Origin of the sequence: Pseudomonas sp. Teo4, assembly GCF_034387475.1 — a bacterium.
Taxonomy (GTDB): Bacteria; Pseudomonadota; Gammaproteobacteria; order Pseudomonadales; family Pseudomonadaceae; genus Aquipseudomonas.
The window spans coordinates 1,635,355-1,660,431 of the sequence record NZ_JAXCIL010000002.1 but is presented as its reverse complement, the minus strand read 5'-3'; the positions used below and the strand labels follow the sequence as shown (position 1 = coordinate 1,660,431).

The window sequence follows — 25,077 nt, the reverse complement described above, 5'->3', positions numbered from 1 at the left end:
AAGCGCAGATCACACTCAGCCTTGGCGCTGTTTGTGACGCGGTTCCGCGCTGCAGATCACTCGTACGACGCCTTCGCGACGAATGATTTTGCAGTTACGGCACAGCTTTTTCACCGATGCACGAACTTTCATTACCGACTCCTCGAACCTTAGGGGCGTATCAGCGCAGCAGACCGCTGCCACCGTAGCCTTTCAGGTTGGCTTTCTTCATCAGGGATTCGTACTGGTGCGAAACGAGGTGCGATTGTACTTGGGACATGAAGTCCATCACAACCACTACCACAATCAGCAACGAGGTCCCGCCAAGGTAGAACGGCACATTTGCTGCCACCACCAGGAACTGGGGCAGAAGGCAGACGGCCATCATGTAAAGAGCACCGAACATGGTCAAACGGGTCAGAACGCCATCAATGTAGCGCGCCGACTGCTCACCAGGACGGATACCCGGAATAAAGGCACCGGACTTCTTCAGGTTTTCCGCTACGTCTTTCGGGTTGAACATCAACGCTGTGTAGAAGAAGCAGAAGAAAATGATCCCTGCACTAAACAGCAGAATGTTCAACGGCTGACCAGGAGCGATCGACTGCGAGATGTCCTGCAGCCAGCCCATACCTTCGGACTGACCGAACCAGGCACCCAGCGAAGCCGGGAACAGCAGAATGCTGCTCGCGAAGATGGCCGGGATAACCCCCGCCATGTTCACCTTCAACGGCAAGTGGCTAGTCTGCGCTGCGAAGACCTTGCGGCCCTGCTGACGCTTGGCGTAATGAACGGCGATACGACGCTGACCACGCTCAATGAACACCACGAAACCGATAATCGCTACTGCCAGCAAACCGATTGCGACCAGGGCGAAAATGTTGATATCGCCTGTGCGTGCAGACTCGAAAGACTGCCCGATTGCTCTCGGAAGACCGGCAACGATACCTGCGAAGATCAACATCGAGATACCGTTGCCCACACCGCGCTCAGTGATCTGCTCGCCCAGCCACATCATGAACATCGCGCCTGCCACGAAGGTGGAGACGGCGACGACATGGAAGCCCAGGCCTACAGAAAACGCCACGCCCTGGTTGGCCAGGCCAATGGACATGCCAATGGCTTGAACCAGCGCCAGGATAACGGTGCCGTAGCGGGTGTACTGGCTGATCTTGCGACGGCCAGCTTCACCTTCCTTCTTCAACTGTTCCAGCTGCGGGCTGACTGCGGTCATGAGCTGCATGATGATCGACGCCGAGATGTACGGCATGATCCCCAGTGCAAAAATACTCATGCGCTCCAGCGCGCCGCCGGAAAACATGTTGAACAAGCTAAGAATGGTCCCCTCATTCTGCCGGAACAGATCCGCTAGACGGTCAGGGTTGATGCCTGGTACCGGGATGTGCGCGCCAATCCGATAGACGATGATCGCCATGAACAGAAAGCGCAGACGAGCCCAGAGTTCCGACATCCCGCCCTTACCGAGCGAAGAGAGAGCACCTTGCTTAGCCATTTATTCCTCGAACTTGCCGCCAGCTGCTTCGATAGCCGCACGCGCACCCTTGGTGGCTGCGATGCCCTTGATGGTGACTGCGCGAGTAACTTCGCCAGACAGCATGATTTTCACACGCTGAATGTGCTGGTTGATCACGTTGGCATCCTTCAGGGACTGCACGGAGATCACGTCGCCTTCCACTTTGGCCAACTCGGACAGACGCACTTCAGCGCGGTCCATGGCTTTCAGGGAAACGAAGCCGAACTTCGGCAGACGACGGTGCAGCGGCTGTTGACCGCCTTCGAAGCCCGGAGCGATCGAACCACCCGAACGGGAAGTCTGACCTTTGTGGCCACGGCCGCCGGTCTTACCCAGACCGCTACCGATACCACGACCCGGACGATGCTTTTCGCGACGGGAACCCGGCGCTGGACTCAGATCATTGAGTTTCATCGATTAACCCTCGACGCGCAGCATGTAGTAAGCCTTGTTGATCATCCCGCGGTTCTCGGGAGTATCCTGGACTTCTACAGTGTGACCGATGCGACGCAGACCCAGGCCTTTAACGCACAGAATGTGGTTAGGCAGACGGCCGGCGGTGCTTTTGATCAGCGTTACTTTAACGGTTGCCATGATCAGAAGATCTCCTCAACGCTCTTGCCGCGCTTGGCAGCAATGGACTCAGGAGATTGCATGGCTTTCAGACCCTTGAAGGTGGCGTAAACCACGTTCACTGGGTTGGTCGAACCGTAGCACTTGGCCAGGACGTTCTGAACACCAGCAACTTCCAGGACGGCACGCATGGCGCCGCCGGCGATGATACCGGTACCTTCCGAGGCAGGCTGCATGTAAACCTTCGAGGCGCCGTGGGCGGCCTTGGTGGCGTACTGCAGGGTGGTGCCTTTCAGGTCAACCTGAATCATGTTGCGACGAGCAGCTTCCATGGCTTTCTGGATCGCAGCAGGTACTTCGCGCGATTTGCCACGGCCGAAACCAACGCGACCCTTGCCATCACCAACCACGGTCAGCGCGGTGAAGGTGAAGATACGGCCGCCTTTAACGGTTTTAGCTACGCGGTTAACTTGAACCAGCTTCTCGATGTAGCCTTCGTCGCGCTTTTGATCGTTATTTGCCATAACTTAGAACTCCAGCCCGCCTTCACGAGCAGCATCAGCCAGCGCTTTGACGCGGCCATGGTACTTGAAGCCGGAACGGTCAAAGGCAACTTGAGATACACCGGCGGCTTTCGCACGCTCAGCTACCAGCTTGCCAACCTTAGTGGCCGCGTCGATGTTGCCGGTGGCGCCATCACGCAGTTCTTTGTCCAAGGTCGAGGCGCTTGCCAGAACCTTGCTGCCGTCGGCCGAAATGACCTGGGCATAGATGTGCTGCGAGGAGCGGAACACGCAGAGACGCACGACTTCGAGTTCGTGCATTTTCAGGCGTGCTTTGCGAGCGCGACGCAGTCGAGTAACTTTTTTGTCGGTCATTTGCTAGGCCCTACTTCTTCTTGGCTTCTTTACGACGGACTACTTCGTCCGCGTAACGCACACCCTTGCCTTTGTAAGGCTCTGGCGGACGGAAATCGCGGATTTCAGCGGCCACCTGACCCACCAGCTGCTTGTCGATACCCTTGATCAGGATGTCGGTTTGGCTTGGGGTTTCAGCGGTGATACCGGCTGGCAGTTCGTAGTCCACTGGGTGCGAGAAGCCCAGAGCCAGGTTCAGGACGGTGCCTTTAGCCTGTGCCTTGTAACCAACACCGACCAGCTGGAGCTTACGCTCGAAGCCTTGGCTTACGCCTTGGACCATGTTGTTGACCAGAGCACGGGTAGTACCGGCCATGGCGCGAGCTTGCTGGTCACCATTGCGAGCGACGAAACGCAGCTCGCCAGACTCTTCGGTAACTTCAACAGACGAGTGAACGTTCAGTTCGAGAGTGCCTTTGGCACCCTTAACCGAAAGCTGTTGGCCGGCGAATTTAACTTCGACGCCAGCTGGAAGCTTAACGGGGTTCTTAGCGACGCGAGACATGCCTATCTCCCCTTAGAACACTGTGCACAGAACTTCGCCGCCGACACCGGCAGCGCGTGCAGCGCGATCCGTCATCACACCTTTGTTGGTGGAGACGATAGACACGCCCAGGCCGCCACGTACTTTCGGCAGGTCAGAGACGGACTTGTACTGGCGCAGGCCTGGACGGCTGGAGCGCTTCAGTTCCTCGATGACCGGACGGCCTTCGAAGTACTTCAGTTCGATCAACAGGGAAGGTTTGGCTTCGCCACTGACCTGGTAGCCAGCGATGTAACCTTCGTCCTTCAGAACTTTGGCAACCGCGACCTTCAGAGTGGAGGAAGGCATGCTTACGACGGACTTTTCAGCCATCTGGGCATTACGGATGCGAGTTAGCATGTCCGCTAACGGGTCCTGCATACTCATGGGCTAGATGCTCCTGATACAAGAATTATTAGCCTTGCGGCTATCACAACCACCCGAGCAGGCAGGGCAAAAAACCCAGGCCCAGGTGAGCCGGTCATTCTAGACACAAGACAGAAACGAAACAAGCCCCGTATAGGGGCTTGTTTGTTGGCGAGGTCACCGACGGTCGGAAGATTGCTCCCCTTCCGCCGGGATCACACCTGCAGCGATTACCAGGAGGCTTTGACCAGGCCTGGTACGTCGCCGCGCATTGCAGCTTGACGCAGCATGTTACGGCCCAGGCCGAACTTACGGTATACACCGTGAGGACGACCGGTCAGGCGGCAACGGTTGCGCAGGCGCGAAGCGCTAGCGTCACGTGGCTGCTTCTGCAGAGCGACAACGGCAGCGAAACGCTCTTCTGGAGAGGCGTTCAGGTTGACGATGGTCGCTTTCAGCTCAGCACGCTTCTTAGCGAACTTGGCTACCGTGAGCTGACGCTTCAGCTCGCGGTTTTTCATGCTCTTCTTGGCCATTTTCCTACTCCAATCAGTTGCGGAACGGGAATTTGAAAGCGCGCAGCAGGGCGCGGCCTTCGTCATCCGTACGAGCAGTGGTGGTCAGGGTAATGTCCAGACCGCGCAGAGCATCGATCTTGTCGTAATCGATTTCCGGGAAGATGATCTGCTCTTTCACGCCCATGCTGTAGTTGCCACGACCGTCGAAGGACTTGGCATTCAGGCCGCGGAAGTCGCGAACCCGAGGCAGGGAGATCGCCAGCAGGCGGTCCAGGAACTCGTACATCTTGTCGCGACGCAGGGTCACCTTGACACCGATCGGCCATCCTTCACGGACTTTGAAGCCCGCGATGGATTTACGAGCGAAAGTCACAACCGGCTTTTGACCGGTGATCTTTTCCAGGTCGGCAACAGCGTGCTCGATGACTTTCTTGTCGCCGATCGCTTCGCCCAGACCCATGTTCAGGGTGATCTTGGTAACGCGCGGAACTTCCATCACGTTCGACAGCTTAAGTTCTTCCTTAAGCTTAGGAGCGATTTCGTTCCGGTAAATCTCTTTCAGTCGTGCCATGGTCTTCTACCTAGCAGTGTTCAAGCATCAACCGCTTTTTGGGTCGACTTGAAGACACGAATTTTCTTACCGTCTTCTACTTTGAAACCAACGCGGTCAGCCTTGTTGGTTTCGCCGTTGAAGATGGCAACGTTGGAAGCGTGCAGTGGCGCTTCTTTTTCGACGATACCGCCCTGAACGCCCGCCATCGGGTTAGGCTTGGTATGACGCTTAACCAGGTTCACACCACCGATGACCAGACGGTCATCAGCCAGAACCTTCAGCACCTTACCGCGCTTACCTTTGTCTTTGCCGGCGATCACGATGATCTCGTCGTCACGACGAATCTTTTGCATGTCGGATCTCCTTAGAGCACTTCAGGGGCGAGCGAAACGATCTTCATGAACTTCTCGGTACGAAGTTCACGGGTCACTGGCCCGAAGATGCGAGTGCCGATCGGCTCTTGCTTGTTGTTCAGCAGAACAGCAGCGTTGCCGTCGAAACGAATGATGGAACCGTCAGCGCGACGTACACCGTGACGGGTACGGACGACAACAGCGGTCATCACCTGGCCTTTTTTGACCTTACCGCGCGGAATTGCTTCCTTGACGGTTACTTTGATGATGTCACCGATGCCGGCGTAACGGCGGTGGGAACCGCCGAGCACCTTGATGCACATGACGCGACGAGCGCCGCTGTTATCGGCCACATCGAGCATGGATTGAGTCTGAATCATAAAATTTCTCCGACCCCTAGCCCTTAGACTTCAACAGCGCGTTCGAGGACTTCAACCAGTGCCCAGGACTTGGTCTTGGCCAGCGGACGGGTTTCACGGATGGAAACCTTGTCGCCGATTTTGCACTGGTTGGATTCGTCGTGCGCGTGCAGCTTAGTCGAACGCTTAACGTATTTACCGTAGATCGGGTGCTTTACGCGACGCTCGATCAGAACGGTGATGGTCTTGTCCATTTTGTCGCTGACGACACGGCCAGTCAGCGTACGGACGGTTTTTTCAGCTTCAGCCATGATCACTTACCTGCCTGCTGGTTGAGCACAGTTTTCACGCGAGCGATGTCACGCTTAACTTGCGAGAGCAGGTGCGACTGACCCAACTGGCCAGTTGCTTTCTGCATACGCAGATTGAACTGGTCGCGCAGCAAGCCGAGCAGTTGCTCATTCAGTTGCTGTGCAGATTTTTCACGAAGTTCATTCGCTTTCATCACATCACCGTCCGCTTAACAAAGGAGGTGGCGAGAGGCAGCTTTGCAGCAGCCAGGGCGAAAGCTTCGCGCGCCAGCTCTTCAGAAACACCCTCGATCTCGTACAGGACTTTGCCTGGCTGGATCTGGGCAACCCAGTATTCCACGGAACCTTTACCTTTACCCATACGAACCTCGAGAGGCTTCTTGGAGATCGGCTTGTCCGGGAACACACGGATCCAGATCTTACCGCCACGTTTTACGTGACGGGTCAGCGCACGACGTGCGGACTCGATCTGGCGAGCGGTGAGGCGACCGCGAGCAACAGCCTTCAGGGCGAATTCGCCGAAGCTGACTTTGCTACCGCGCAGTGCCAGACCACGGTTGTGGCCGGTCATCTGCTTGCGGAATTTTGTACGCTTTGGTTGCAACATTTGGCGTACCCCTTACTTAGCAGCTTTTTTACGAGGCGCTGGTGCTTGTGGTTTCAGTTCTTCTTGGCGACCACCAATAACTTCGCCTTTGAAGATCCAAACCTTCACACCGATCACACCATAAGTGGTGTGAGCTTCGTAGGTGTTGTAGTCGATATCGGCACGCAGGGTGTGCAGAGGCACACGACCTTCGCGATACCACTCGGTACGAGCAATCTCAGCACCGCCGAGACGACCGCTCACCTGGATCTTGATGCCTTTGGCACCAATACGCATGGCGTTCTGTACGGCGCGCTTCATGGCGCGACGGAACATTACGCGGCGTTCCAGCTGCTGAGCTACGCTCTGCGCAACCAGCATAGCGTCGAGTTCCGGCTTGCGGATCTCTTCGATGTTGATGTGCACAGGCACACCCATCTGCTTGGTCAGGTCCTGACGCAGCTTCTCGACATCTTCACCTTTCTTACCGATAACGATACCGGGACGAGCGGTGTGGATGGTGATGCGTGCAGTTTGAGCCGGACGATGAATATCGATACGGCTTACGGACGCGCTTTTTAGTTTGTCTTGGAGGTACTCACGCGTTTTCAGATCCTTCAACAGGTAATCTGCGTAAGTAGCACCGTCTGCGTACCAGACGGAGGTGTGCTCCTTGACGATTCCCAGGCGAATGCCAGTGGGATGTACTTTCTGACCCATCTGATCGACTCCGTTACTTGTCCGCAACCTTGACAGTGATATGGCAAGACCGCTTGACGATGCGATCAGCACGGCCTTTGGCACGTGGCATGATGCGCTTCAGCGAACGCCCTTCGTTGACGAAGACGGTGGAGACCTTCAGGTCATCAACGTCTGCGCCTTCGTTGTGTTCGGCGTTGGCAACGGCCGACTCGAGGACTTTCTTCATGATTTCAGCGGCTTTTTTGCTGCTGAAGGCCAACAGGTTGAGCGCTTCGCCCACCTTCTTCCCGCGGATCTGGTCGGCGACCAAGCGGGCTTTCTGGGCGGAGATGCGAGCGCCCGACAACTTAGCGGCTACTTCCATTTCCTTACCCCTTAACGCTTGGCTTTCTTGTCAGCCACGTGCCCGCGGTAGGTGCGGGTACCGGCGAACTCGCCCAGTTTGTGGCCGACCATGTCTTCGTTCACGAGAACTGGGACATGTTGACGACCGTTGTGTACCGCGATGGTCAGACCGACCATTTGTGGCAGGATCATCGAACGGCGCGACCAGGTTTTAACTGGCTTGCGATCGTTCTTCTCCACCGCCACTTCGATCTTCTTCAGCAGGTGAAGATCGATAAAAGGACCTTTTTTCAGAGAACGTGGCACTGTCGTATCCCTCTAGTTACTTGCGACGACGGACGATCATGTTGTCGGTACGCTTATTACCGCGGGTCTTCGCACCCTTGGTTGGGAAGCCCCATGGCGATACCGGATGACGACCACCGGAGGTACGACCTTCACCACCACCATGTGGGTGGTCAACCGGGTTCATGGCAACACCACGAACGGTTGGGCGAACGCCGCGCCAGCGTTTGGCACCAGCTTTACCCAGCGAACGCAGGCTGTGCTCGGAGTTCGAGACTTCGCCCAGGGTCGCACGGCACTCAGCCAGGACTTTACGCATTTCACCAGAGCGCAGACGCAGGGTCACGTAGACACCTTCACGAGCGATCAGCTGAGCCGAAGCACCAGCGGAACGTGCGATCTGAGCACCTTTACCCGGCTTCAGTTCGATGCCGTGAATGGTGCTACCTACTGGGATGTTGCGCAGTTGCAGGGAGTTACCGGCCTTGATTGGGGCCAGAGCGCCTGCGATCAGCTGGTCACCAGCAACAACGCCTTTAGGGGCGATGATGTAGCGACGCTCACCGTCTGCGTAGCACAGCAGGGCGATGTGAGCAGTACGGTTCGGGTCGTATTCGATACGCTCGACAGTGGCTGGGATGCCATCTTTGTCGTTGCGACGGAAGTCGACCAGACGGTAATGCTGCTTATGACCACCACCAACGTGACGAGTGGTAATGCGGCCATTGTTGTTACGACCACCAGACTTCGACTTCTTCTCGAGCAGCGGTGCGTGAGGAGCGCCTTTGTGCAGCTCCTTGTTGACCACCTTGACCACGAAACGGCGGCCAGGGGAAGTCGGTTTGCATTTAACGATTGCCATGATGCACCCCTTCCTTACTCAGCACTGCTGCTGAAATCGAGATCTTGGCCTGGCTGAAGGGAGACGATCGCCTTCTTCCAGTCATTACGCTTGCCCAGACCACGTGCGGTACGCTTGGTTTTACCCAGAACGTTAACGGTCGACACGTTTTCAACTTTTACGTTGAACAGGCCTTCGACAGCTTTCTTGATTTCCAGCTTGGTTGCATCGGTAGCAACCTTGAATACGAACTGGCCTTTTTTCTCAGCCAGAACGGTAGCCTTCTCGGAAACGTGCGGGCCAAGGAGGACTTTAAATACGCGTTCCTGGTTCATCCCAGCAGCTCCTCGAATTTCTTCACGGCCGAGACAGTGATCAACACTTTCTCGTATGCGATCAGACTGACCGGGTCGGAACCTTGAACGTCACGTACGTCGACGTGCGGCAGGTTGCGAGCAGCCAGGTACAGGTTCTGATCAACAGCGTCCGAAACGATCAGTACGTCGTTCAGACCCATGCCGTTCAGCTTGTTCAGCAGGTCTTTGGTTTTCGGGGCTTCAACAGCGAAGTCCTGAACCACAACCAGACGGTCGCTACGCACCAGCTCAGCGAGGATGGAGCGCAGAGCTGCGCGATACATCTTCTTGTTGAGCTTCTGCGAGTGATCCTGAGGACGCGCTGCGAAGGTTACACCACCGCCACGCCAGATCGGACCACGAGTGGTACCAGCACGAGCACGGCCAGTACCCTTCTGACGCCATGGGCGCTTACCGCCACCAGCCACGTCGGAACGGGTCTTTTGCTGCTTGGTGCCCTGACGGCCGCCGGCCATGTAGGCCACGACTGCTTGGTGTACCAGCGTCTCGTTGAATTCGCCACCGAAGGTCAGTTCGGAAACTTCGATCGCCTGAGCGTCATTTACATTAAGTTGCATGTCAGTTTCCCCTTAACCGCGAGCCTTGACAGCTGGACGAACAATCACGTCGCCGCCAGTAGCGCCAGGAACGGCACCCTTGACCAGCAGCAGATTGCGTTCAGCGTCTACACGCACTACTTCCAGGGACTGAACAGTCACGCGCTCGGCGCCCATGTGACCGGACATTTTCTTGCCCTTGAACACACGACCAGGAGTCTGGCACTGGCCGATGGAACCAGGGACACGGTGCGACACGGAGTTACCGTGGGTGTTGTCCTGACCACGGAAGTTCCAGCGCTTGATGGTACCGGCGAAGCCTTTACCTTTGGACTGACCAGTAACGTCAACCAGCTGGCCTGCAGCGAAGAGTTCAGCTTTGATCGAGTCGCCAGCCTGGAACTCGCCTTCTTCAAGACGGAACTCCCAGACACCGCGACCAGCGGCAACGTTAGCCTTGGCGAAGTGACCTGCCTGAGCGGCAGTCACACGCGAAGCACGACGCTCGCCGACAGTGACTTGCACTGCACGGTAGCCATCGGTTTCTTCAGTTTTGAACTGGGTGACACGATTCGGCTCGATCTCGATGACCGTGACCGGAATGGAGACACCTTCTTCGGTGAAAATGCGGGTCATACCGCACTTGCGACCGACTACACCAATAGTCATGTTGTAAACCTCATGAGTGTACGGGGCTTTCACCCGCTATGGCCGCCCATTTCAGAGCGTTACACGACCAGACCGAAGTCTTAGCCGAGGCTGATCTGCACTTCCACACCTGCCGCAAGATCAAGCTTCATCAGCGCATCAACGGTTTTATCCGTTGGCTGGACGATGTCCAGAACACGCTTATGAGTGCGAATCTCGTACTGGTCACGCGCGTCTTTGTTGACGTGCGGGGAGACCAGAACGGTGAAACGCTCTTTGCGGGTAGGCAGTGGAATTGGACCACGCACTTGTGCACCAGTACGTTTCGCGGTTTCCACGATTTCCTGGGTGGATTGGTCGATCAGGCGATGGTCGAAAGCCTTCAACCTGATTCGGATTTGCTGATTTTGCATTGGATTTCAGACTCCAGGCTGTTCCCATCGGGCGCACTACGCCCGTTAAAAGGAGGCGTGATTCTATAGACGCCCCAATTTAGTGTCAACCCAATAAAAAAACCCCCGCTGAGCGGGGGTTTTTTCAATCGATCGAGTGATTACTCGATGATTTTGGCTACGACGCCGGCGCCGACGGTACGACCGCCTTCACGGATAGCGAAGCGCAGACCGTCTTCCATTGCGATGGTCTTGATCAGAGTGACAGTCATCTGAATGTTGTCACCTGGCATTACCATTTCAACGCCTTCCGGCAGTTCGCAGTTACCGGTCACGTCAGTGGTACGGAAGTAGAACTGAGGACGGTAGCCTTTGAAGAACGGAGTGTGACGACCGCCTTCTTCTTTCGACAGAACGTAGACTTCTGCGGTGAACTTGGTGTGCGGCTTGACCGAACCTGGCTTGACCAGAACCTGGCCACGCTCAACGTCGTCACGCTTGGTACCACGCAGCAGAACGCCGCAGTTCTCGCCAGCACGGCCTTCGTCCAGCAGCTTGCGGAACATCTCAACACCGGTGCAGGTGGTGGTGGTGGTGTCACGCAGACCAACGATTTCCAGCGGATCTTGAACGCGAACGATACCGCGCTCGATACGACCGGTAACAACGGTACCACGACCCGAGATCGAGAATACGTCTTCGATCGGCATCAGGAACGGCTGGTCAACGGCACGAACTGGCTCAGGGATGTAGGCATCCAGAGTTTCTACCAGCTTCTTAACAGCGGTAGTACCCATTTCGTTGTCGTCTTTGCCTTCCAGGGCCATACGAGCGGAACCGATGATGATCGGAGTGTCGTCGCCTGGGAAGTCGTAGGTGGACAGCAGGTCGCGAACTTCCATCTCGACCAGTTCCAGCAGCTCAGCGTCGTCTACCAGGTCAGCCTTGTTCAGGAAGACCACGATGTACGGAACGCCAACCTGACGGGACAGCAGGATGTGCTCACGGGTTTGTGGCATCGGACCATCGGCGGCCGAGCAAACCAGGATCGCGCCGTCCATCTGGGCAGCACCGGTGATCATGTTCTTCACGTAGTCAGCGTGACCTGGGCAGTCAACGTGAGCGTAGTGACGAATGTTCGAGTTGTACTCGACGTGAGCGGTGTTGATGGTGATACCGCGAGCTTTTTCTTCCGGAGCCGAGTCGATCTTGTCGAACTCAACGACTGCCGAACCGAAAACTTCGGAGCAGACGCGAGTCAGAGCTGCGGTCAGAGTGGTCTTACCGTGGTCAACGTGGCCGATGGTGCCGACGTTAACGTGGGGAAGGGAACGATCAAATTTTTCTTTAGCCACGACAGTGAACCTCTTGCCTAAAGGGGATTAGCCTTGTTTTTTAACGAGTGCTTCGACGATGTTCGACGGAGCTTCGGCGTATTTGGAGAATTCCATGGAGTAGCTTGCGCGACCCTGAGACATGGAACGAACGTCGGTTGCATAACCGAACATCTCTCCGAGCGGAACTTCAGCGCGGACGACACGGCCAGAGACCGACTCATCCATACCCTGTACCAGACCACGACGACGGTTCAGGTCACCCATCACGTCACCCAGGTAGTCTTCCGGGGTTACAACTTCGACCTTCATGATCGGCTCGAGAACCACGCCACCGCCCTTCTGGGCCAGTTGCTTGGTTGCCATCGAAGCAGCGATCTTGAACGCCATTTCGTTGGAGTCGACGTCGTGGTACGAACCATCGAATACCGCGGCCTTCAGGCCGATCAGAGGATAGCCGGCAACAACGCCGTTCTTCATCTGCTCTTCGATACCCTTCTGGATCGCAGGGATGTATTCCTTAGGAATCACACCACCAACGACTTCGTTCGCGAACACCAGACCTTCGGTGATGTTGCCTTTCTCGTCCTGATCTGGCTCCGAGAAACGGATCCAGCAGTGACCGAACTGACCACGACCACCCGACTGACGAACGAACTTGCCTTCGATTTCGACGTTGGACTTGGTGATCTTCTCGCGGTACGAAACCTGAGGCTTACCAATGTTGGCTTCAACGTTGAATTCGCGCTTCATGCGGTCAACGAGAATGTCCAGGTGCAGCTCACCCATACCGGAGATGATGGTCTGACCGGTTTCTTCGTCAGTCTTGACGCGGAACGACGGGTCTTCCTGAGCCAGCTTGCCCAGTGCGATACCCATCTTCTCCTGATCCTGCTTGGTTTTCGGCTCTACAGAGAGCGAAATCACAGGCTCTGGGAAGTCCATACGCTCGAGGATGATCGGCTTGTCGGCGTTGCACAGGGTGTCACCAGTGGTGACGTCCTTCATGCCGATCAGAGCAGCGATGTCACCAGCGCGTACTTCTTTGATCTCTTCACGCTGGTTAGCGTGCATCTGCACCATACGACCAACGCGCTCTTTCTTGCCCTTGACCGAGTTGATGACGGAGTCACCGGAGGTCAGGAAGCCCGAATAAACGCGGACGAAGGTCAGAGTACCAACGAACGGGTCGGTGGCAATCTTGAAGGCCAGCGCCGAGAAAGGCTCGTCGTCGCTAGCGTGACGCTCGTCGTACTGTTCTGGCTTGACTTCGTCCTTCGGCACTTCGGCCAGATCAGGGTGGATACCCTTGATCGCAGGAATCTCGGTCGGAGCAGGCAGGAAGTCGATAACGGCGTCGAGAACCAGGGGAACGCCCTTGTTCTTGAACGAGGAACCGCAGACAGCAGGAACGATCTCGCTCGCCAGGGTACGGGCGCGCAGACCAGCCTTGATGTCTTCGACGGACAGGTCACCTTCTTCGAGGTACTTGTTCATCAGTTCTTCGCTGGCTTCGGCAGCAGCCTCAACCATGTTGTTGCGCCATTCGTTGGCCAGGTCTACCAGCTCGGCAGGAATCTCTTCCTCACGGTAGGTAGTGCCCTTGTCGTCTTCGTTCCAGTAGATGGCTTTCATCTTGATCAGGTCAACCTGACCCTGGAAGTCTTCTTCAGCACCGATAGCCAGCTGGACCGGAACCGGGGTGTGACCCAGACGGTTCTTGATCTGACCGACAACGCGCAGGAAGTTGGCACCAGCACGGTCCATCTTGTTCACGTAGACAACACGTGGAACGCCGTATTTGTTGGCCTGACGCCATACGGTTTCGGACTGCGGCTCAACGCCGGAAGTACCGCAGAATACGACGACCGCGCCGTCGAGTACACGCAGCGAACGCTCTACTTCAATGGTGAAGTCAACGTGGCCGGGGGTATCGATGACGTTTACGCGGTAGTTGTCGTACTGACCACGGGAACCTTTCCAGAAGGTGGTAACAGCAGCGGAGGTAATGGTGATACCGCGCTCCTGCTCCTGAACCATCCAGTCGGTGGTCGCGGCGCCGTCATGCACCTCGCCCATCTTGTGGCTCAGGCCTGTGTAGAACAGGATCCGCTCGGTAGTGGTAGTCTTGCCCGCGTCAACGTGAGCACAGATACCGATGTTACGGTAGCGGTTAATTGCTGTAGTACGAGCCATAAAGCCCTCGCAAAAAGATTGATGCTTGAATTAGAAGCGGTAGTGCGAGAACGCTTTGTTGGCTTCGGCCATACGGTGCACGTCTTCACGCTTCTTGACTGCAGCACCCTTGCCTTCGGCAGCATCCAGCAGCTCGCCAGCCAGGCGCAGGGCCATGGACTTCTCGCCACGCTTGCGGGCGTAGTCTACGAGCCAGCGCATTGCCAGAGCGTTACGACGGGATGGACGAACTTCAACCGGAACCTGGTAGGTAGCACCGCCTACACGGCGGGACTTAACTTCGACCAGCGGAGCGATGGCGTCGAGAGCTTTCTCGAAGATTTCCAGGGGGTCGCTGTTCTTGCGTGCTTTGACGGTATCCAGAGCACCGTAAACGATGCGCTCGGCTACGGCCTTCTTGCCGCTTTCCATCACGTGGTTCATGAACTTGGCGAGGATCTGGGATCCGTACTTCGGATCGTCAAGGATCTCACGTTTTGCTGCTACACGACGTCTTGGCATGATAAGCCCTCAAACGGTCTTCAGGTTAGCCCGGGACGTGGGTCTTCGACCCCTGCCCGACCTTACTCTTATCGACTCAAAAAAATGGATGTCTGCAAACGACCGATTACTTCGGACGCTTGGTACCGTATTTCGAACGACCCTGGTTACGGCCTTTGACGCCCGAAGTATCCAGAGAGCCGCGAACGGTGTGGTAACGAACACCTGGCAAGTCTTTTACACGGCCGCCACGGATCAGGACGACGCTGTGCTCTTGCAGGTTGTGGCCTTCACCACCGATGTACGAGGAAACCTCGAAACCGTTGGTCAGACGCACACGGCATACTTTACGCAGTGCCGAGTTAGGTTTTTTCGGCGTGGTGGTGTACACGCGGGTGCACACGCCACGACGTTGCGGGCAGTTCTGCAGCGCAGGAACGTCGGATTTCTCGACGATACGCTTACGCGGCTGACGTACCAGCTGGTTGATAGTTGCCATCTACTAGCTCCACTGATTGTCTTGCGACGCTATTGTCTTGCAAGAAAAGCCAAAAATTGGCGAGACGGAGCCTCACCAAATTTAAGGGTACAAAAGTCTAAAGAGGATCTTGCACCCAGTCAAGACGAGGCCCCGGCCCTCCCCGCCCGATCATCGGCAACAATTCATGTCACCGATGACCTTCAGGAACTGCCGGGGCCCTGCCCTGTACTTAGTTACCGCTGGAGTTCAGCGCTTCGGTCAGTGCGGCTTCCACCTCACTGGCACTTACGCGCAGCGGCTTGTCTGCATCACGGCGACGCTTACGCTCGCTGTGGTATGCCAGACCAGTACCGGCCGGGATCAGACGACCCACGACCACGTTCTCTTTCAGGCCGCGCAGGTAATCGCGCTTGCCGGTTACCGCCGCTTCGGTCAGTACGCGGGTGGTTTCCTGGAAGGAAGCCGCGGAGATGAACGACTCGGTCGACAGCGAGGCCTTGGTGATACCCAGCAGCACACGGGTGAACTTCGAGATGAACTTGTCCTCGCTGGCGAGACGCTCGTTCTCGACCAGTACCTGGGTCAGTTCCATCTGGTCGCCCTTGATGAAGCTGGAATCGCCCGACTCGGAGATCTCGACCTTGCGCAGCATCTGACGCAGGATGGTCTCGATGTGCTTGTCGTTGATCTTAACGCCTTGCAGACGGTAAACGTCCTGAATCTCGTTGACGATGTACTTCGCCAGCGCGCTCACACCCAGCAGACGCAGGATGTCGTGCGGATCGCTCGGGCCGTCGGAGATAACTTCGCCGCGGTTTACCTGTTCGCCTTCGAAGACGTTCAGGTGGCGCCACTTCGGAATCAGCTCTTCGTACGGATCGCTACCGTCGGTCGGAGTAATGACCAGACGGCGCTTGCCCTTGGTCTCTTTACCGAACGCGATGGTGCCGCTGACTTCAGCCAGAATCGAGGCTTCTTTCGGACGACGCGCTTCGAACAGGTCGGCAACGCGCGGCAGACCACCGGTGATGTCACGGGTCTTCGACGTTTCTTGCGGAATACGCGCAATAACGTCACCGACGCCGATCTGTGCACCGTCAGCCACACCAACCAAGGCGTTGGCCGGCAGGAAGTACTGGGCAGGTACGTCGGTACCTGGCAGGTACAGGTCCTTGCCAGCAGCATCTACCATCTTGATGGCCGGACGGATTTCCTTGCCAGCGGCAGGGCGATCCTTGACGTCCAGAACTTCAATGTTGGTCAGACCGGTCAGTTCGTCGGTCTGGCGCTTGATGGTGATGTTTTCTTCCATGCCCACGAAGGTCACGGTACCTTTCAGCTCGGTAACGATCGGGTGGGTGTGCGGGTCCCACTTGGCGACGATGGCGCCAGCTTCGACCTTCTCACCTTCCTTGACCGAAATCACCGCACCGTAAGGCAGCTTGTAACGCTCACGCTCACGACCGAATTCGTCGGCAATGGCCAGCTCACCGGAACGCGATACGGCAACCAGGTTGCCATCGGCACGCTCAACCTGCTTCAGGTTGTGCAGACGAACCATACCGCCGTTCTTCACCTGGACACTGTCGGCAGCCGAGGTACGGCTTGCAGCACCACCGATGTGGAACGTACGCATGGTCAGCTGGGTACCCGGCTCACCGATCGACTGAGCAGCGATAACGCCGACAGCTTCACCGATGTTCACCTGGTGACCACGAGCCAGGTCACGACCGTAGCACTTGGCGCAGATGCCGTAGCGGGTTTCGCAGTTGATCGGCGAACGCACGATCACTTCGTCGATGCTGTTCAGCTCGATGAACTCGACCCACTGCTCGTCGACCAGGGTACCGGCCGGAACGATGACGTCCTCGGTGCCTGGCTTGAACACGTCACGGGCGATGACACGACCCAGTACACGCTCACCCAGCGGCTCTACAACGTCGCCGCCTTCGATGTGCGGGGTCATCAGCAGGCCCTGGTCGGTGCCGCAGTCGATCTCGGTAACGACCAGATCCTGGGCAACGTCTACCAGACGGCGAGTCAGGTAACCGGAGTTCGCAGTCTTCAAGGCGGTATCCGCCAGACCCTTACGAGCACCGTGAGTCGAGATGAAGTACTGAAGTACGCTCAGACCTTCACGGAAGTTCGCGGTGATCGGCGTCTCGATGATGGAGCCGTCCGGCTTGGCCATCAGACCACGCATACCGGCCAGCTGACGGATCTGGGCTGCGGAACCCCGCGCACCGGAGTCAGCCATCATGTACATCGAGTTGAAGGACTCTTGATCGACTTCCTTGCCCTCGCGGTCGATGACCTTCTCTTTCGAGAGGTTGGCCATCATCGCCTTGGACACTTCGTCGTTCGCCTTCGACCACAAGTCGATGACCTTGTTGTACTTCTCGCCCTGGGTTACCAGGCCGGAGGCGTACTGGCTCTCGATTTCCTTCACTTCGTCGGTAGCGTTACCGATGATGCGGGCTTTCTCGTCCGGGATAACGAAGTCGTTAACACCGATGGAAACGCCGGAAATGGTCGAATAAGCGAAACCGGTGTACATCAGCTGGTCAGCGAAGATAACGGTCTCTTTCAGACCAACCACGCGGTAGCACTGGTTGATCAGCTTGGAGATCGCCTTTTTCTTCATCGGCTGGTTAACCACGTCGTACGGCAGACCTGCCGGTACAACCTGGAACAGCAGCGCACGGCCGACAGTGGTGTCGACGATGCGGGTGTTCTTGACCACGGAACCATCACGCTCTTTGACGGTTTCGTTGATACGCACCTTGATTTTGGCGTGCAGGGCAGCTTCGCCGGCGCGGAATACGCGGTCGACTTCCTGCAGGTCGGCGAACACGCGACCTTCGCCTTTGGCGTTGATGGCTTCACGGGTCATGTAGTACAGACCCAGTACAACGTCCTGCGACGGAACGATGATTGGCTCACCGTTGGCTGGCGACAGGATGTTGTTGGTCGACATCATCAGCGCACGCGCTTCAAGCTGAGCTTCCAGGGTCAGCGGCACGTGAACGGCCATCTGGTCACCGTCGAAGTCGGCGTTGTACGCGGCACAGACCAGCGGGTGCAGCTGGATAGCCTTACCTTCGATCAGCACTGGCTCGAACGCCTGGATACCCAGACGGTGCAGGGTCGGTGCACGGTTGAGCAGGACGGGGTGTTCGCGAATCACTTCGGCGAGAACGTCCCATACCTCTGGCAGTTCGCGCTCGACCATCTTCTTGGCAGCCTTGATGGTGGTCGCCAGACCACGCATTTCCAGCTTGCCGAAAATGAACGGCTTGAACAGCTCGAGAGCCATCTTCTTCGGCAGACCGCACTGGTGCAGACGCAGGGTCGGGCCTACGGTAATTACCGAACGACCGGAGTAGTCAACACGCTTACCGAGCAAGTTCTGACGGAAGCGACCTTGCTTACCTTTGATCATGTCAGCCAGGGACTTCAGCGGACGCTTGTTCGAGCCAGTGATGGCGCGACCGCGACGGCCGTTGTCCAGCAGGGCGTCGACCGCTTCCTGCAGCATGCGCTTTTCGTTGCGCACGATGATGTCCGGCGCCGACAGATCAAGCAGGCGCTTCAGACGGTTGTTACGGTTGATCACCCGACGATACAGGTCGTTCAGGTCGGAGGTCGCGAAGCGGCCACCATCCAGCGGTACCAGCGGACGCAGGTCCGGCGGCAGTACTGGCAGGACGGTCAGGACCATCCACTCAGGCAGGTTGCCCGAACCCTGGAAAGCTTCCATCAGCTTCAGGCGTTTGGACAGCTTCTTGATCTTGGTTTCCGAGTTGGTCTGCGGAATCTCTTCGCGCAGGCGGCCGATCTCGTGCTCCAGGTCGATAGCGTGCAGCAGTTCGCGGACAGCCTCGGCACCCATGCGGGCGTCGAAGTCGTCACCGAACTCTTCCAGCGCTTCGAAATACTGCTCGTCGTTCAGCAGCTGACCCTTTTCCAGGGTGGTCATGCCCGGATCAATAACGACATAGCTCTCGAAGTAGAGCACGCGCTCGATATCACGCAGGGTCATGTCCATCAGCAGGCCGATACGGGACGGCAGCGACTTCAGGAACCAGATGTGGGCAACCGGCGAAGCCAGTTCGATGTGCGCCATGCGCTCACGACGAACCTTGGCCAGAGCGACTTCAACGCCGCACTTCTCGCAGATGACGCCACGGTGCTTCAGGCGCTTGTACTTACCGCACAGGCACTCGTAGTCCTTGACTGGGCCAAAGATCTTGGCGCAGAACAGGCCGTCACGCTCAGGCTTGAACGTACGGTAGTTGATGGTTTCCGGCTTCTTAACTTCACCGAACGACCACGAACGGATCATTTCAGGCGACGCCAGACCGATGCGGATGGCGTCGAACTCTTCGACTTGACCCTGGTTTTTCAGCAAATTCAGTAGGTCTTTCAAGGCCTTTCCTCCTGGCGGAGCAGGGAGCGGGCATTACCTGCCCCACTCCCCTTCGCGTCACGTGTTATTCGGTTTCCAGATCGATATCGATACCGAGCGAACGGATCTCTTTGATCAACACGTTGAAGGACTCGGGCATGCCCGGCTCCATACGGTGATCGCCATCCACGATGTTCTTGTACATCTTGGTACGGCCGTTCACGTCGTCCGACTTCACTGTGAGCATTTCTTGCAGGGTGTATGCCGCGCCGTATGCTTCCAGCGCCCACACTTCCATCTCCCCGAAACGCTGACCACCGAACTGCGCCTTACCACCCAGCGGCTGCTGGGTAACCAGGCTGTAGGAACCAGTGGAACGCGCGTGCATCTTGTCGTCCACCAAGTGGTTCAGCTTGAGCATGTACATGTAACCAACGGTCACAGGACGCTCGAACTTGTTGCCGGTACGACCATCGAACAGCACCATCTGGCCGCTCTCTGGCAGGTCGGCCAGCTTCAGCATGGCCTTGATCTCACGCTCCTTGGCACCGTCGAAGACTGGAGTGGCCATCGGCACACCCTTCTTCAGGTTGTTCGCCAGGGTGATGATCTCTTCGTCAGAGAACTCGTCCAGGTTTTCCTGACGACCACCGATCTCGTTGTAGATCTCGGTCAGGAAGGTGCGCAGTTCAGCGGCCTTGCGCTGCTCTTCGATCATGCGGTCGATCTTCTCGCCCAGACCTTTGGCCGCGAGGCCCAGGTGGGTTTCAAGGATCTGACCGACGTTCATACGCGAAGGTACGCCCAGCGGGTTCAGTACGACGTCGACCGGAGTACCGTTGGCGTCGTGCGGCATGTCTTCGACCGGCATGATCACGGAGACCACACCTTTGTTACCGTGACGACCGGCCATCTTGTCACCCGGCTGGATGCGACGGCGGATTGCCAGGTAGACCTTGACGATCTTCAGAACGCCCGGAGCCAAGTCGTCGCCCTGCTGCAGCTTGCGCTTCTTGTCTTCGAACTTGTCATCCAACAGACGACGGCGGTCGACGATGTACTGCTGAGCCTTTTCCAGCTGCTCGTTCAGTGCATCTTCAGCCATGCGCAGTTTGAACCACTGGCCGTGCTCCAGACCGTCCAGCACTTCGTCAGTGATCACGGCGCCTTTCTTCAGGCCCGCGCCACCGTCGACCACCTGGCCGTTCAGGGCACTACGCAGACGCTCGAAGGTCGCGCCTTCGACGATGCGGAACTCTTCGTTGAGGTCCTTGCGGATCTCGTCCAGCTGCATCTTCTCGATGGCCAGGGCGCGGCTGTCGCGCTCAACGCCATCACGAGTGAAGACCTGAACGTCGATGACGGTACCCTTGGTGCCGGTCGGCACGCGCAGGGAGGTGTCTTTGACGTCGCTGGCCTTCTCACCGAAGATCGCACGCAGCAGTTTTTCTTCCGGAGTCAGCTGGGTCTCACCTTTCGGAGTGACCTTGCCGACCAGGATATCACCAGCGCCAACTTCGGCACCGACGTAGACGATACCGGCTTCGTCCAGTTTGTTCAGAGCGGCTTCACCGACGTTCGGGATGTCCGCAGTGATTTCCTCTGGGCCAAGCTTGGTGTCACGCGCCACACAGGTCAGTTCCTGAATGTGGATGGTGGTGAAACGGTCTTCCTGAACAACACGCTCGGACAGGCAGATGGAGTCTTCGAAGTTGAAGCCGTTCCACGCCATGAACGCGATGCGCATGTTCTGACCCAGAGCCAGTTCACCCATGTCGGTGGACGGGCCGTCGGCCATGATGTCACCACGCGCAACCACGTCACCTTTGCTGACCAGCGGACGCTGGTTGATGCAGGTGTTCTGGTTGGAACGGGTGTACTTGGTCAGGTTGTAGATATCCACACCTGCTTCGCCGGTCTCGACTTCGTCGTCGGCAACGCGAACGACGATACGGCTTGCGTCGACCGAGTCGATCACGCCGCCACGGCGAGCAACCACGCAGACACCGGAGTCACGGGCGACGTTGCGCTCCATGCCGGTACCTACCAGCGGCTTGTCGGCACGCAGTGTCGGTACAGCCTGACGCTGCATGTTCGAACCCATCAATGCACGGTTGGCGTCGTCGTGCTCGAGGAACGGAATCAACGAGGCAGCGACGGAAACAACCTGCTTCGGCGAAACGTCCATCAGGGTGACGTCTTCCGGCGCCTTGACGGTGAATTCGTTCAGGTGACGGACCGCTACCAGCTCGTCGATCAGCTGCTTCTTCTCGTTCATTGCGGCCGAAGCCTGTGCAATGACGTGATCCGCTTCTTCGATCGCCGACAGGAACACGATGTCATCGCTGACCACGCCTTCCTTCACAACGCGGTACGGGCTTTCCAGGAAGCCGTACTGGTTGGTGCGGGCATAGGCTGCCAGGGAGTTGATCAGACCGATGTTCGGACCTTCAGGGGTCTCGATCGGGCACACACGGCCGTAGTGGGTCGGGTGTACGTCACGGACTTCGAAGCCAGCGCGCTCACGGGTCAGACCACCAGGGCCGAGTGCGGAGACACGACGCTTGTGGGTGATCTCGGAGAGCGGGTTGTTCTGGTCCATGAACTGCGACAGCTGGCTGGAACCGAAGAACTCTTTCACCGCCGCCGCTACTGGCTTGGCGTTGATCAGGTCTTGCGGCATCAGGCCTTCGCTTTCTGCCATCGACAGGCGTTCCTTGACCGCACGCTCTACGCGCACCAGGCCAACACGGAACTGGTTCTCGGCCATCTCGCCGACGCAACGGACGCGACGGTTACCCAGGTGGTCGATGTCGTCGACGATGCCTTTGCCGTTACGGATGTCGACCAGGGTCTTGAGGACCTCGACGATATCTTCCTTGCTCAGCACGCCCGAACCTTCGATCTCGGTACGACCGATACGACGGTTGAACTTCATGCGGCCAACGGCGGACAGGTCGTAACGCTCGGCGCTGAAGAACAGGTTGTTGAACAGGGTCTCGGCGGCATCCTTGGTTGGCGGCTCGCCTGGACGCATCATGCGGTAGATCTCGACCAGAGCTTCCAGCTGGTTGCTGGTGGTGTCGATCTTCAGGGTGTCGGAGATGAACGGACCGCAGTCGATGTCGTTGGTGTACAGGGTCTCGATGCGAACGACCTGGGCCTTGGCGACCTTGATCATCAGCTCGGTGGTCATCTCGGTGTTGCACTCAGCCAGGATCTCACCGGTGGCCGGATGCACGATGGCCTTGGCGGTGGTACGACCCAGGACGTACTCCATTGGAACGTCCAGCTGGCTGACGCCGGCCTTCTCGAGCTGGTTGACGTGACGCGCGGTAATACGGCGCCCTTGCTCGACGATGACCTTGCCGCTGCCGTCAAGGATGTCCATGACAGCAACTTCACCACGCAGACGCTGCGGTACCAGTTCCAGGCTCAGTTTTTCGCCGGACACATGGAAGACGTTGGTGGTGTAGAAGGTGTTCAGAACCTCTTCGGTGCTGTAACCCAGGGCGCGCAGCAGTACCGAAGCCGGCAGTTTGCGGCGACGGTCGATACGCACGAACACGCAGTCTTTAGGGTCGAACTCGAAGTCCAGCCACGAACCGCGGTAAGGGATGATGCGAGCGGAGTACAGCAGCTTGCCGGAGCTGTGAGTCTTGCCACGGTCGTGGTCGAAGAACACACCAGGCGAACGGTGCAGCTGGGAAACGATCACACGCTCGGTACCGTTGATTACGAAGGTACCGTTCTCAGTCATCAGGGGGATTTCACCCATGTAGACTTCTTGCTCTTTGATGTCCTTGATCGCTTTGTTCGACGATTCCTTGTCGAAGATGATCAGGCGCACCTTGACCCGCAGTGGGACCGCGAAGGTCACGCCACGCAGGACACATTCCTTCACATCGAAGGCTGGTTCGCCCAGGCGATAGCCTACGTACTCCAGGGCAGCATTGCCGGAGTAGCTGATGATCGGGAATACCGATTTGAAGGCCGCGTGCAGGCCGACGTCGCGGAACTGATCCTTGGATGCTCCCGCTTGCAGGAATTCGCGATACGAATCCAGCTGGATGGCCAGGAGGTAAGGCACATCCATGACGTCCGGCAACTTGCTAAAGTCCTTGCGGATACGTTTTTTCTCAGTGTATGAGTAAGCCATCAGCGTTCCCCAGCTTGGTCACCTGCTTGTTTGGCTTCTCCCGGCGGGAGCAGCCAGAAAATCGTGCAAACCCCTTGGTTTGCGCCACCCACATGGGTGTCTTGCAGCCTGTTATCGGGGCCGACCTGATCGGCCACCAATAACGGAAAAAGGCCGGTGGCATAAGCCACCAGCCATCAGCCTTCGCTCAACGCTCCGGCTGGAGTCGCAAGGTCGAGATTACTTCAGCTCGACTTTAGCGCCAGCTTCTTCCAGCTTCTTCTTCGCGTCTTCAGCGGCTTCTTTCGAAACGCCTTCAGCGATAACCTGAGGAGCGCCGTCGACTTTCTCTTTGGCTTCTTTCAGGCCCAGACCGGTCAGTTCACGAACTGCCTTGATCACGTTGACCTTCTTGTCGCCAGCTTCGGTCAGAACGACGTTGAACTCGGTTTGCTCTTCAACAACGGCAGCAGCAGCAGCTGGGCCAGCAGCGGCAACAGCAGCGGTAACGCCGAAGGTTTCTTCCATTGCTTTGATCAGTTCAACAACTTCCAGAACGGTTTTCTGGCCGATTGCTTCGATGATTTGTTCGTTAGTCAGAGACATGACTTAAATCCTGTATTGGGGTGACAGCCTACGCAGCCATCAAATTAAACGTATGATTTTGAAAGAGTCTCGCGTGCCTTAGGCAGCGGTAGCTTCTTTCTGGTCGCGAATGGCTGCCAGAGTACGAGCCAGCTTGCTGGTAGCGCCTTGGATCACGCTCATCAGTTTCGCAATAGCTTCGTCGCGGGTCGGCAGGGTAGCCAACACGTCGATCTGGTTCGCTGCAATGAAATTGCCGTCAAACGCAGCTGCCTTGATCTCGAACTTGTCCTGACCCTTGGCGAACTCTTTGAACAGACGAGCAGCAGCGCCCGGGTGTTCGTTGGAGAAAGCAATCAGGGTCGGGCCTTTGAACGCGTCGTTGAGGATCGAGAATTCGGTGCCTTCAACAGCGCGCTTGAGCAGGGTATTACGTACGACACGTACGTAAACGCCAGCTTCGCGGGCCTCTTTACGGAGTCCGGTCATTGCGCTTACAGTCACACCACGGGCATCGGCCACGACAGCGGACAGAGCGACTTTGGCAGCCTCGTTGACTTCAGCGACGATGGCCTTCTTGTCTTCGAGTTTAATTGCCACGGGTTTACTCCTGGTTTTTACCGTTTCATCTGGCCGAAGCCGGATGTCGTTTTGGTGTCTGATTCGGTAACGAATCGGGAGCACCATCTGCGTAGGCTTGTCGTTTAAGGCTTGCGCCGCCTACGGTCTTGGATAGCCCCCGCCAGGCAGGGACCCC

At 57.2% G+C, this 25,077-nt stretch carries 31 protein-coding genes; all 31 read right to left on the bottom strand.

Going from position 1 to position 25,077, the window contains the following annotated elements; genetic code table 11:
* Nucleotides 1–15: 15 nt before the first annotated feature.
* Nucleotides 16–132: a 50S ribosomal protein L36 gene (gene rpmJ / locus PspTeo4_RS23945; protein WP_002555468.1), complete on the bottom strand. Its 117-nt coding sequence runs from the start codon at nucleotides 130–132 to the stop codon at nucleotides 16–18.
* Nucleotides 133–160: 28 nt separating this feature from the next.
* Nucleotides 161–1,492, bottom strand: coding sequence for a preprotein translocase subunit SecY (secY, locus tag PspTeo4_RS23940; RefSeq protein ID WP_003257108.1), 1,332 nt, complete (start codon nucleotides 1,490–1,492; stop codon nucleotides 161–163).
* Entirely contained in the window at nucleotides 1,493–1,927 is a 435-nt protein-coding gene (gene rplO, locus PspTeo4_RS23935; RefSeq protein ID WP_003255461.1) for a 50S ribosomal protein L15, read from the bottom strand. It abuts the gene before it with no gap.
* A gap of 3 nt (nucleotides 1,928–1,930) precedes the next feature.
* The gene (gene rpmD, locus PspTeo4_RS23930) at nucleotides 1,931–2,107 is read right to left on the bottom strand and encodes a 50S ribosomal protein L30 (RefSeq protein WP_029614570.1); all 177 of its coding nucleotides are present in this window, start codon (nucleotides 2,105–2,107) and stop codon (nucleotides 1,931–1,933) included.
* A 2-nt stretch (nucleotides 2,108–2,109) separates the two neighbouring features.
* Nucleotides 2,110–2,610, bottom strand: coding sequence for a 30S ribosomal protein S5 (gene rpsE, locus PspTeo4_RS23925; RefSeq protein WP_003255465.1), 501 nt, complete (start codon nucleotides 2,608–2,610; stop codon nucleotides 2,110–2,112).
* Between the two features lie 3 nt (nucleotides 2,611–2,613).
* Nucleotides 2,614–2,964, bottom strand: a complete 351-nt coding sequence (rplR, locus tag PspTeo4_RS23920; RefSeq protein ID WP_009397496.1) for a 50S ribosomal protein L18 — start codon at nucleotides 2,962–2,964, stop codon at nucleotides 2,614–2,616.
* A 10-nt stretch (nucleotides 2,965–2,974) separates the two neighbouring features.
* Nucleotides 2,975–3,508 (bottom strand): 50S ribosomal protein L6, encoded by a 534-nt coding sequence (rplF, locus tag PspTeo4_RS23915; protein ID WP_009681972.1) that lies wholly within the window; start codon nucleotides 3,506–3,508, stop codon nucleotides 2,975–2,977.
* Between the two features lie 12 nt (nucleotides 3,509–3,520).
* Nucleotides 3,521–3,913 (bottom strand): 30S ribosomal protein S8, encoded by a 393-nt coding sequence (gene rpsH / locus PspTeo4_RS23910; RefSeq protein ID WP_322366239.1) that lies wholly within the window; start codon nucleotides 3,911–3,913, stop codon nucleotides 3,521–3,523.
* Nucleotides 3,914–4,122: 209 nt separating this feature from the next.
* Nucleotides 4,123–4,428 carry a 30S ribosomal protein S14 gene (gene rpsN / locus PspTeo4_RS23905; protein ID WP_003255472.1) on the bottom strand — a complete coding sequence of 102 codons (306 nt, stop codon included), beginning with the start codon at nucleotides 4,426–4,428 and terminating at the stop codon, nucleotides 4,123–4,125.
* Between the two features lie 13 nt (nucleotides 4,429–4,441).
* Entirely contained in the window at nucleotides 4,442–4,981 is a 540-nt protein-coding gene (gene rplE / locus PspTeo4_RS23900; protein ID WP_023382628.1) for a 50S ribosomal protein L5, read from the bottom strand.
* Nucleotides 4,982–5,001: 20 nt separating this feature from the next.
* The gene (gene rplX, locus PspTeo4_RS23895) at nucleotides 5,002–5,316 is read right to left on the bottom strand and encodes a 50S ribosomal protein L24 (RefSeq protein WP_003255476.1); all 315 of its coding nucleotides are present in this window, start codon (nucleotides 5,314–5,316) and stop codon (nucleotides 5,002–5,004) included.
* 11 nt (nucleotides 5,317–5,327) lie between these two features.
* Entirely contained in the window at nucleotides 5,328–5,696 is a 369-nt protein-coding gene (gene rplN / locus PspTeo4_RS23890; protein WP_002555479.1) for a 50S ribosomal protein L14, read from the bottom strand.
* Nucleotides 5,697–5,719: 23 nt separating this feature from the next.
* Complete coding sequence (gene rpsQ, locus PspTeo4_RS23885) at nucleotides 5,720–5,986, bottom strand: 30S ribosomal protein S17 (protein WP_008089812.1); 267 nt, start codon at nucleotides 5,984–5,986, stop codon at nucleotides 5,720–5,722.
* A gap of 2 nt (nucleotides 5,987–5,988) precedes the next feature.
* On the bottom strand, nucleotides 5,989–6,180 hold the full coding sequence (gene rpmC, locus PspTeo4_RS23880; protein WP_002555481.1) for a 50S ribosomal protein L29: 192 nt from the start codon (nucleotides 6,178–6,180) through the stop codon (nucleotides 5,989–5,991).
* Nucleotides 6,180–6,593 (bottom strand): 50S ribosomal protein L16, encoded by a 414-nt coding sequence (gene rplP / locus PspTeo4_RS23875; RefSeq protein WP_003255479.1) that lies wholly within the window; start codon nucleotides 6,591–6,593, stop codon nucleotides 6,180–6,182. The genes rpmC and rplP overlap by 1 nt, the downstream gene beginning before the upstream one ends.
* Before the next feature lie 12 nt (nucleotides 6,594–6,605).
* Nucleotides 6,606–7,292, bottom strand: a complete 687-nt coding sequence (gene rpsC, locus PspTeo4_RS23870) for a 30S ribosomal protein S3 (protein ID WP_003255481.1) — start codon at nucleotides 7,290–7,292, stop codon at nucleotides 6,606–6,608.
* A 13-nt stretch (nucleotides 7,293–7,305) separates the two neighbouring features.
* Nucleotides 7,306–7,638: a 50S ribosomal protein L22 gene (gene rplV / locus PspTeo4_RS23865; protein WP_003103908.1), complete on the bottom strand. Its 333-nt coding sequence runs from the start codon at nucleotides 7,636–7,638 to the stop codon at nucleotides 7,306–7,308.
* 11 nt (nucleotides 7,639–7,649) lie between these two features.
* Complete coding sequence (gene rpsS / locus PspTeo4_RS23860) at nucleotides 7,650–7,925, bottom strand: 30S ribosomal protein S19 (protein WP_010486981.1); 276 nt, start codon at nucleotides 7,923–7,925, stop codon at nucleotides 7,650–7,652.
* Between the two features lie 16 nt (nucleotides 7,926–7,941).
* Nucleotides 7,942–8,766 (bottom strand): 50S ribosomal protein L2, encoded by an 825-nt coding sequence (gene rplB, locus PspTeo4_RS23855; protein ID WP_322366238.1) that lies wholly within the window; start codon nucleotides 8,764–8,766, stop codon nucleotides 7,942–7,944.
* Nucleotides 8,767–8,780: 14 nt separating this feature from the next.
* Nucleotides 8,781–9,080, bottom strand: coding sequence for a 50S ribosomal protein L23 (rplW, locus tag PspTeo4_RS23850; protein ID WP_003255484.1), 300 nt, complete (start codon nucleotides 9,078–9,080; stop codon nucleotides 8,781–8,783).
* On the bottom strand, nucleotides 9,077–9,679 hold the full coding sequence (gene rplD / locus PspTeo4_RS23845) for a 50S ribosomal protein L4 (protein ID WP_008089819.1): 603 nt from the start codon (nucleotides 9,677–9,679) through the stop codon (nucleotides 9,077–9,079). Before rplD ends, rplW begins: the two co-directional genes overlap by 4 nt.
* Nucleotides 9,680–9,691: 12 nt before the next feature.
* Nucleotides 9,692–10,327, bottom strand: coding sequence for a 50S ribosomal protein L3 (rplC, locus tag PspTeo4_RS23840; protein WP_023382631.1), 636 nt, complete (start codon nucleotides 10,325–10,327; stop codon nucleotides 9,692–9,694).
* Between the two features lie 80 nt (nucleotides 10,328–10,407).
* Nucleotides 10,408–10,719, bottom strand: coding sequence for a 30S ribosomal protein S10 (gene rpsJ / locus PspTeo4_RS23835; RefSeq protein WP_003186070.1), 312 nt, complete (start codon nucleotides 10,717–10,719; stop codon nucleotides 10,408–10,410).
* A 140-nt stretch (nucleotides 10,720–10,859) separates the two neighbouring features.
* Nucleotides 10,860–12,053, bottom strand: a complete 1,194-nt coding sequence (gene tuf / locus PspTeo4_RS23830; RefSeq protein ID WP_013970626.1) for an elongation factor Tu — start codon at nucleotides 12,051–12,053, stop codon at nucleotides 10,860–10,862.
* 27 nt (nucleotides 12,054–12,080) lie between these two features.
* On the bottom strand, nucleotides 12,081–14,228 hold the full coding sequence (fusA, locus tag PspTeo4_RS23825) for an elongation factor G (protein ID WP_322366237.1): 2,148 nt from the start codon (nucleotides 14,226–14,228) through the stop codon (nucleotides 12,081–12,083).
* A gap of 30 nt (nucleotides 14,229–14,258) precedes the next feature.
* Nucleotides 14,259–14,729: a 30S ribosomal protein S7 gene (gene rpsG / locus PspTeo4_RS23820; protein WP_003246741.1), complete on the bottom strand. Its 471-nt coding sequence runs from the start codon at nucleotides 14,727–14,729 to the stop codon at nucleotides 14,259–14,261.
* A gap of 106 nt (nucleotides 14,730–14,835) precedes the next feature.
* Entirely contained in the window at nucleotides 14,836–15,207 is a 372-nt protein-coding gene (gene rpsL, locus PspTeo4_RS23815) for a 30S ribosomal protein S12 (protein ID WP_003186084.1), read from the bottom strand.
* Nucleotides 15,208–15,418: 211 nt separating this feature from the next.
* Nucleotides 15,419–19,618: a DNA-directed RNA polymerase subunit beta' gene (gene rpoC / locus PspTeo4_RS23810; protein WP_322366236.1), complete on the bottom strand. Its 4,200-nt coding sequence runs from the start codon at nucleotides 19,616–19,618 to the stop codon at nucleotides 15,419–15,421.
* 64 nt (nucleotides 19,619–19,682) lie between these two features.
* Nucleotides 19,683–23,756, bottom strand: a complete 4,074-nt coding sequence (gene rpoB / locus PspTeo4_RS23805) for a DNA-directed RNA polymerase subunit beta (RefSeq protein ID WP_322366235.1) — start codon at nucleotides 23,754–23,756, stop codon at nucleotides 19,683–19,685.
* A 219-nt stretch (nucleotides 23,757–23,975) separates the two neighbouring features.
* Nucleotides 23,976–24,341, bottom strand: a complete 366-nt coding sequence (rplL, locus tag PspTeo4_RS23800) for a 50S ribosomal protein L7/L12 (protein WP_085626169.1) — start codon at nucleotides 24,339–24,341, stop codon at nucleotides 23,976–23,978.
* Between the two features lie 78 nt (nucleotides 24,342–24,419).
* Entirely contained in the window at nucleotides 24,420–24,920 is a 501-nt protein-coding gene (gene rplJ / locus PspTeo4_RS23795) for a 50S ribosomal protein L10 (protein ID WP_016715872.1), read from the bottom strand.
* Between the last annotated feature and the right edge of the window lie 157 nt (nucleotides 24,921–25,077).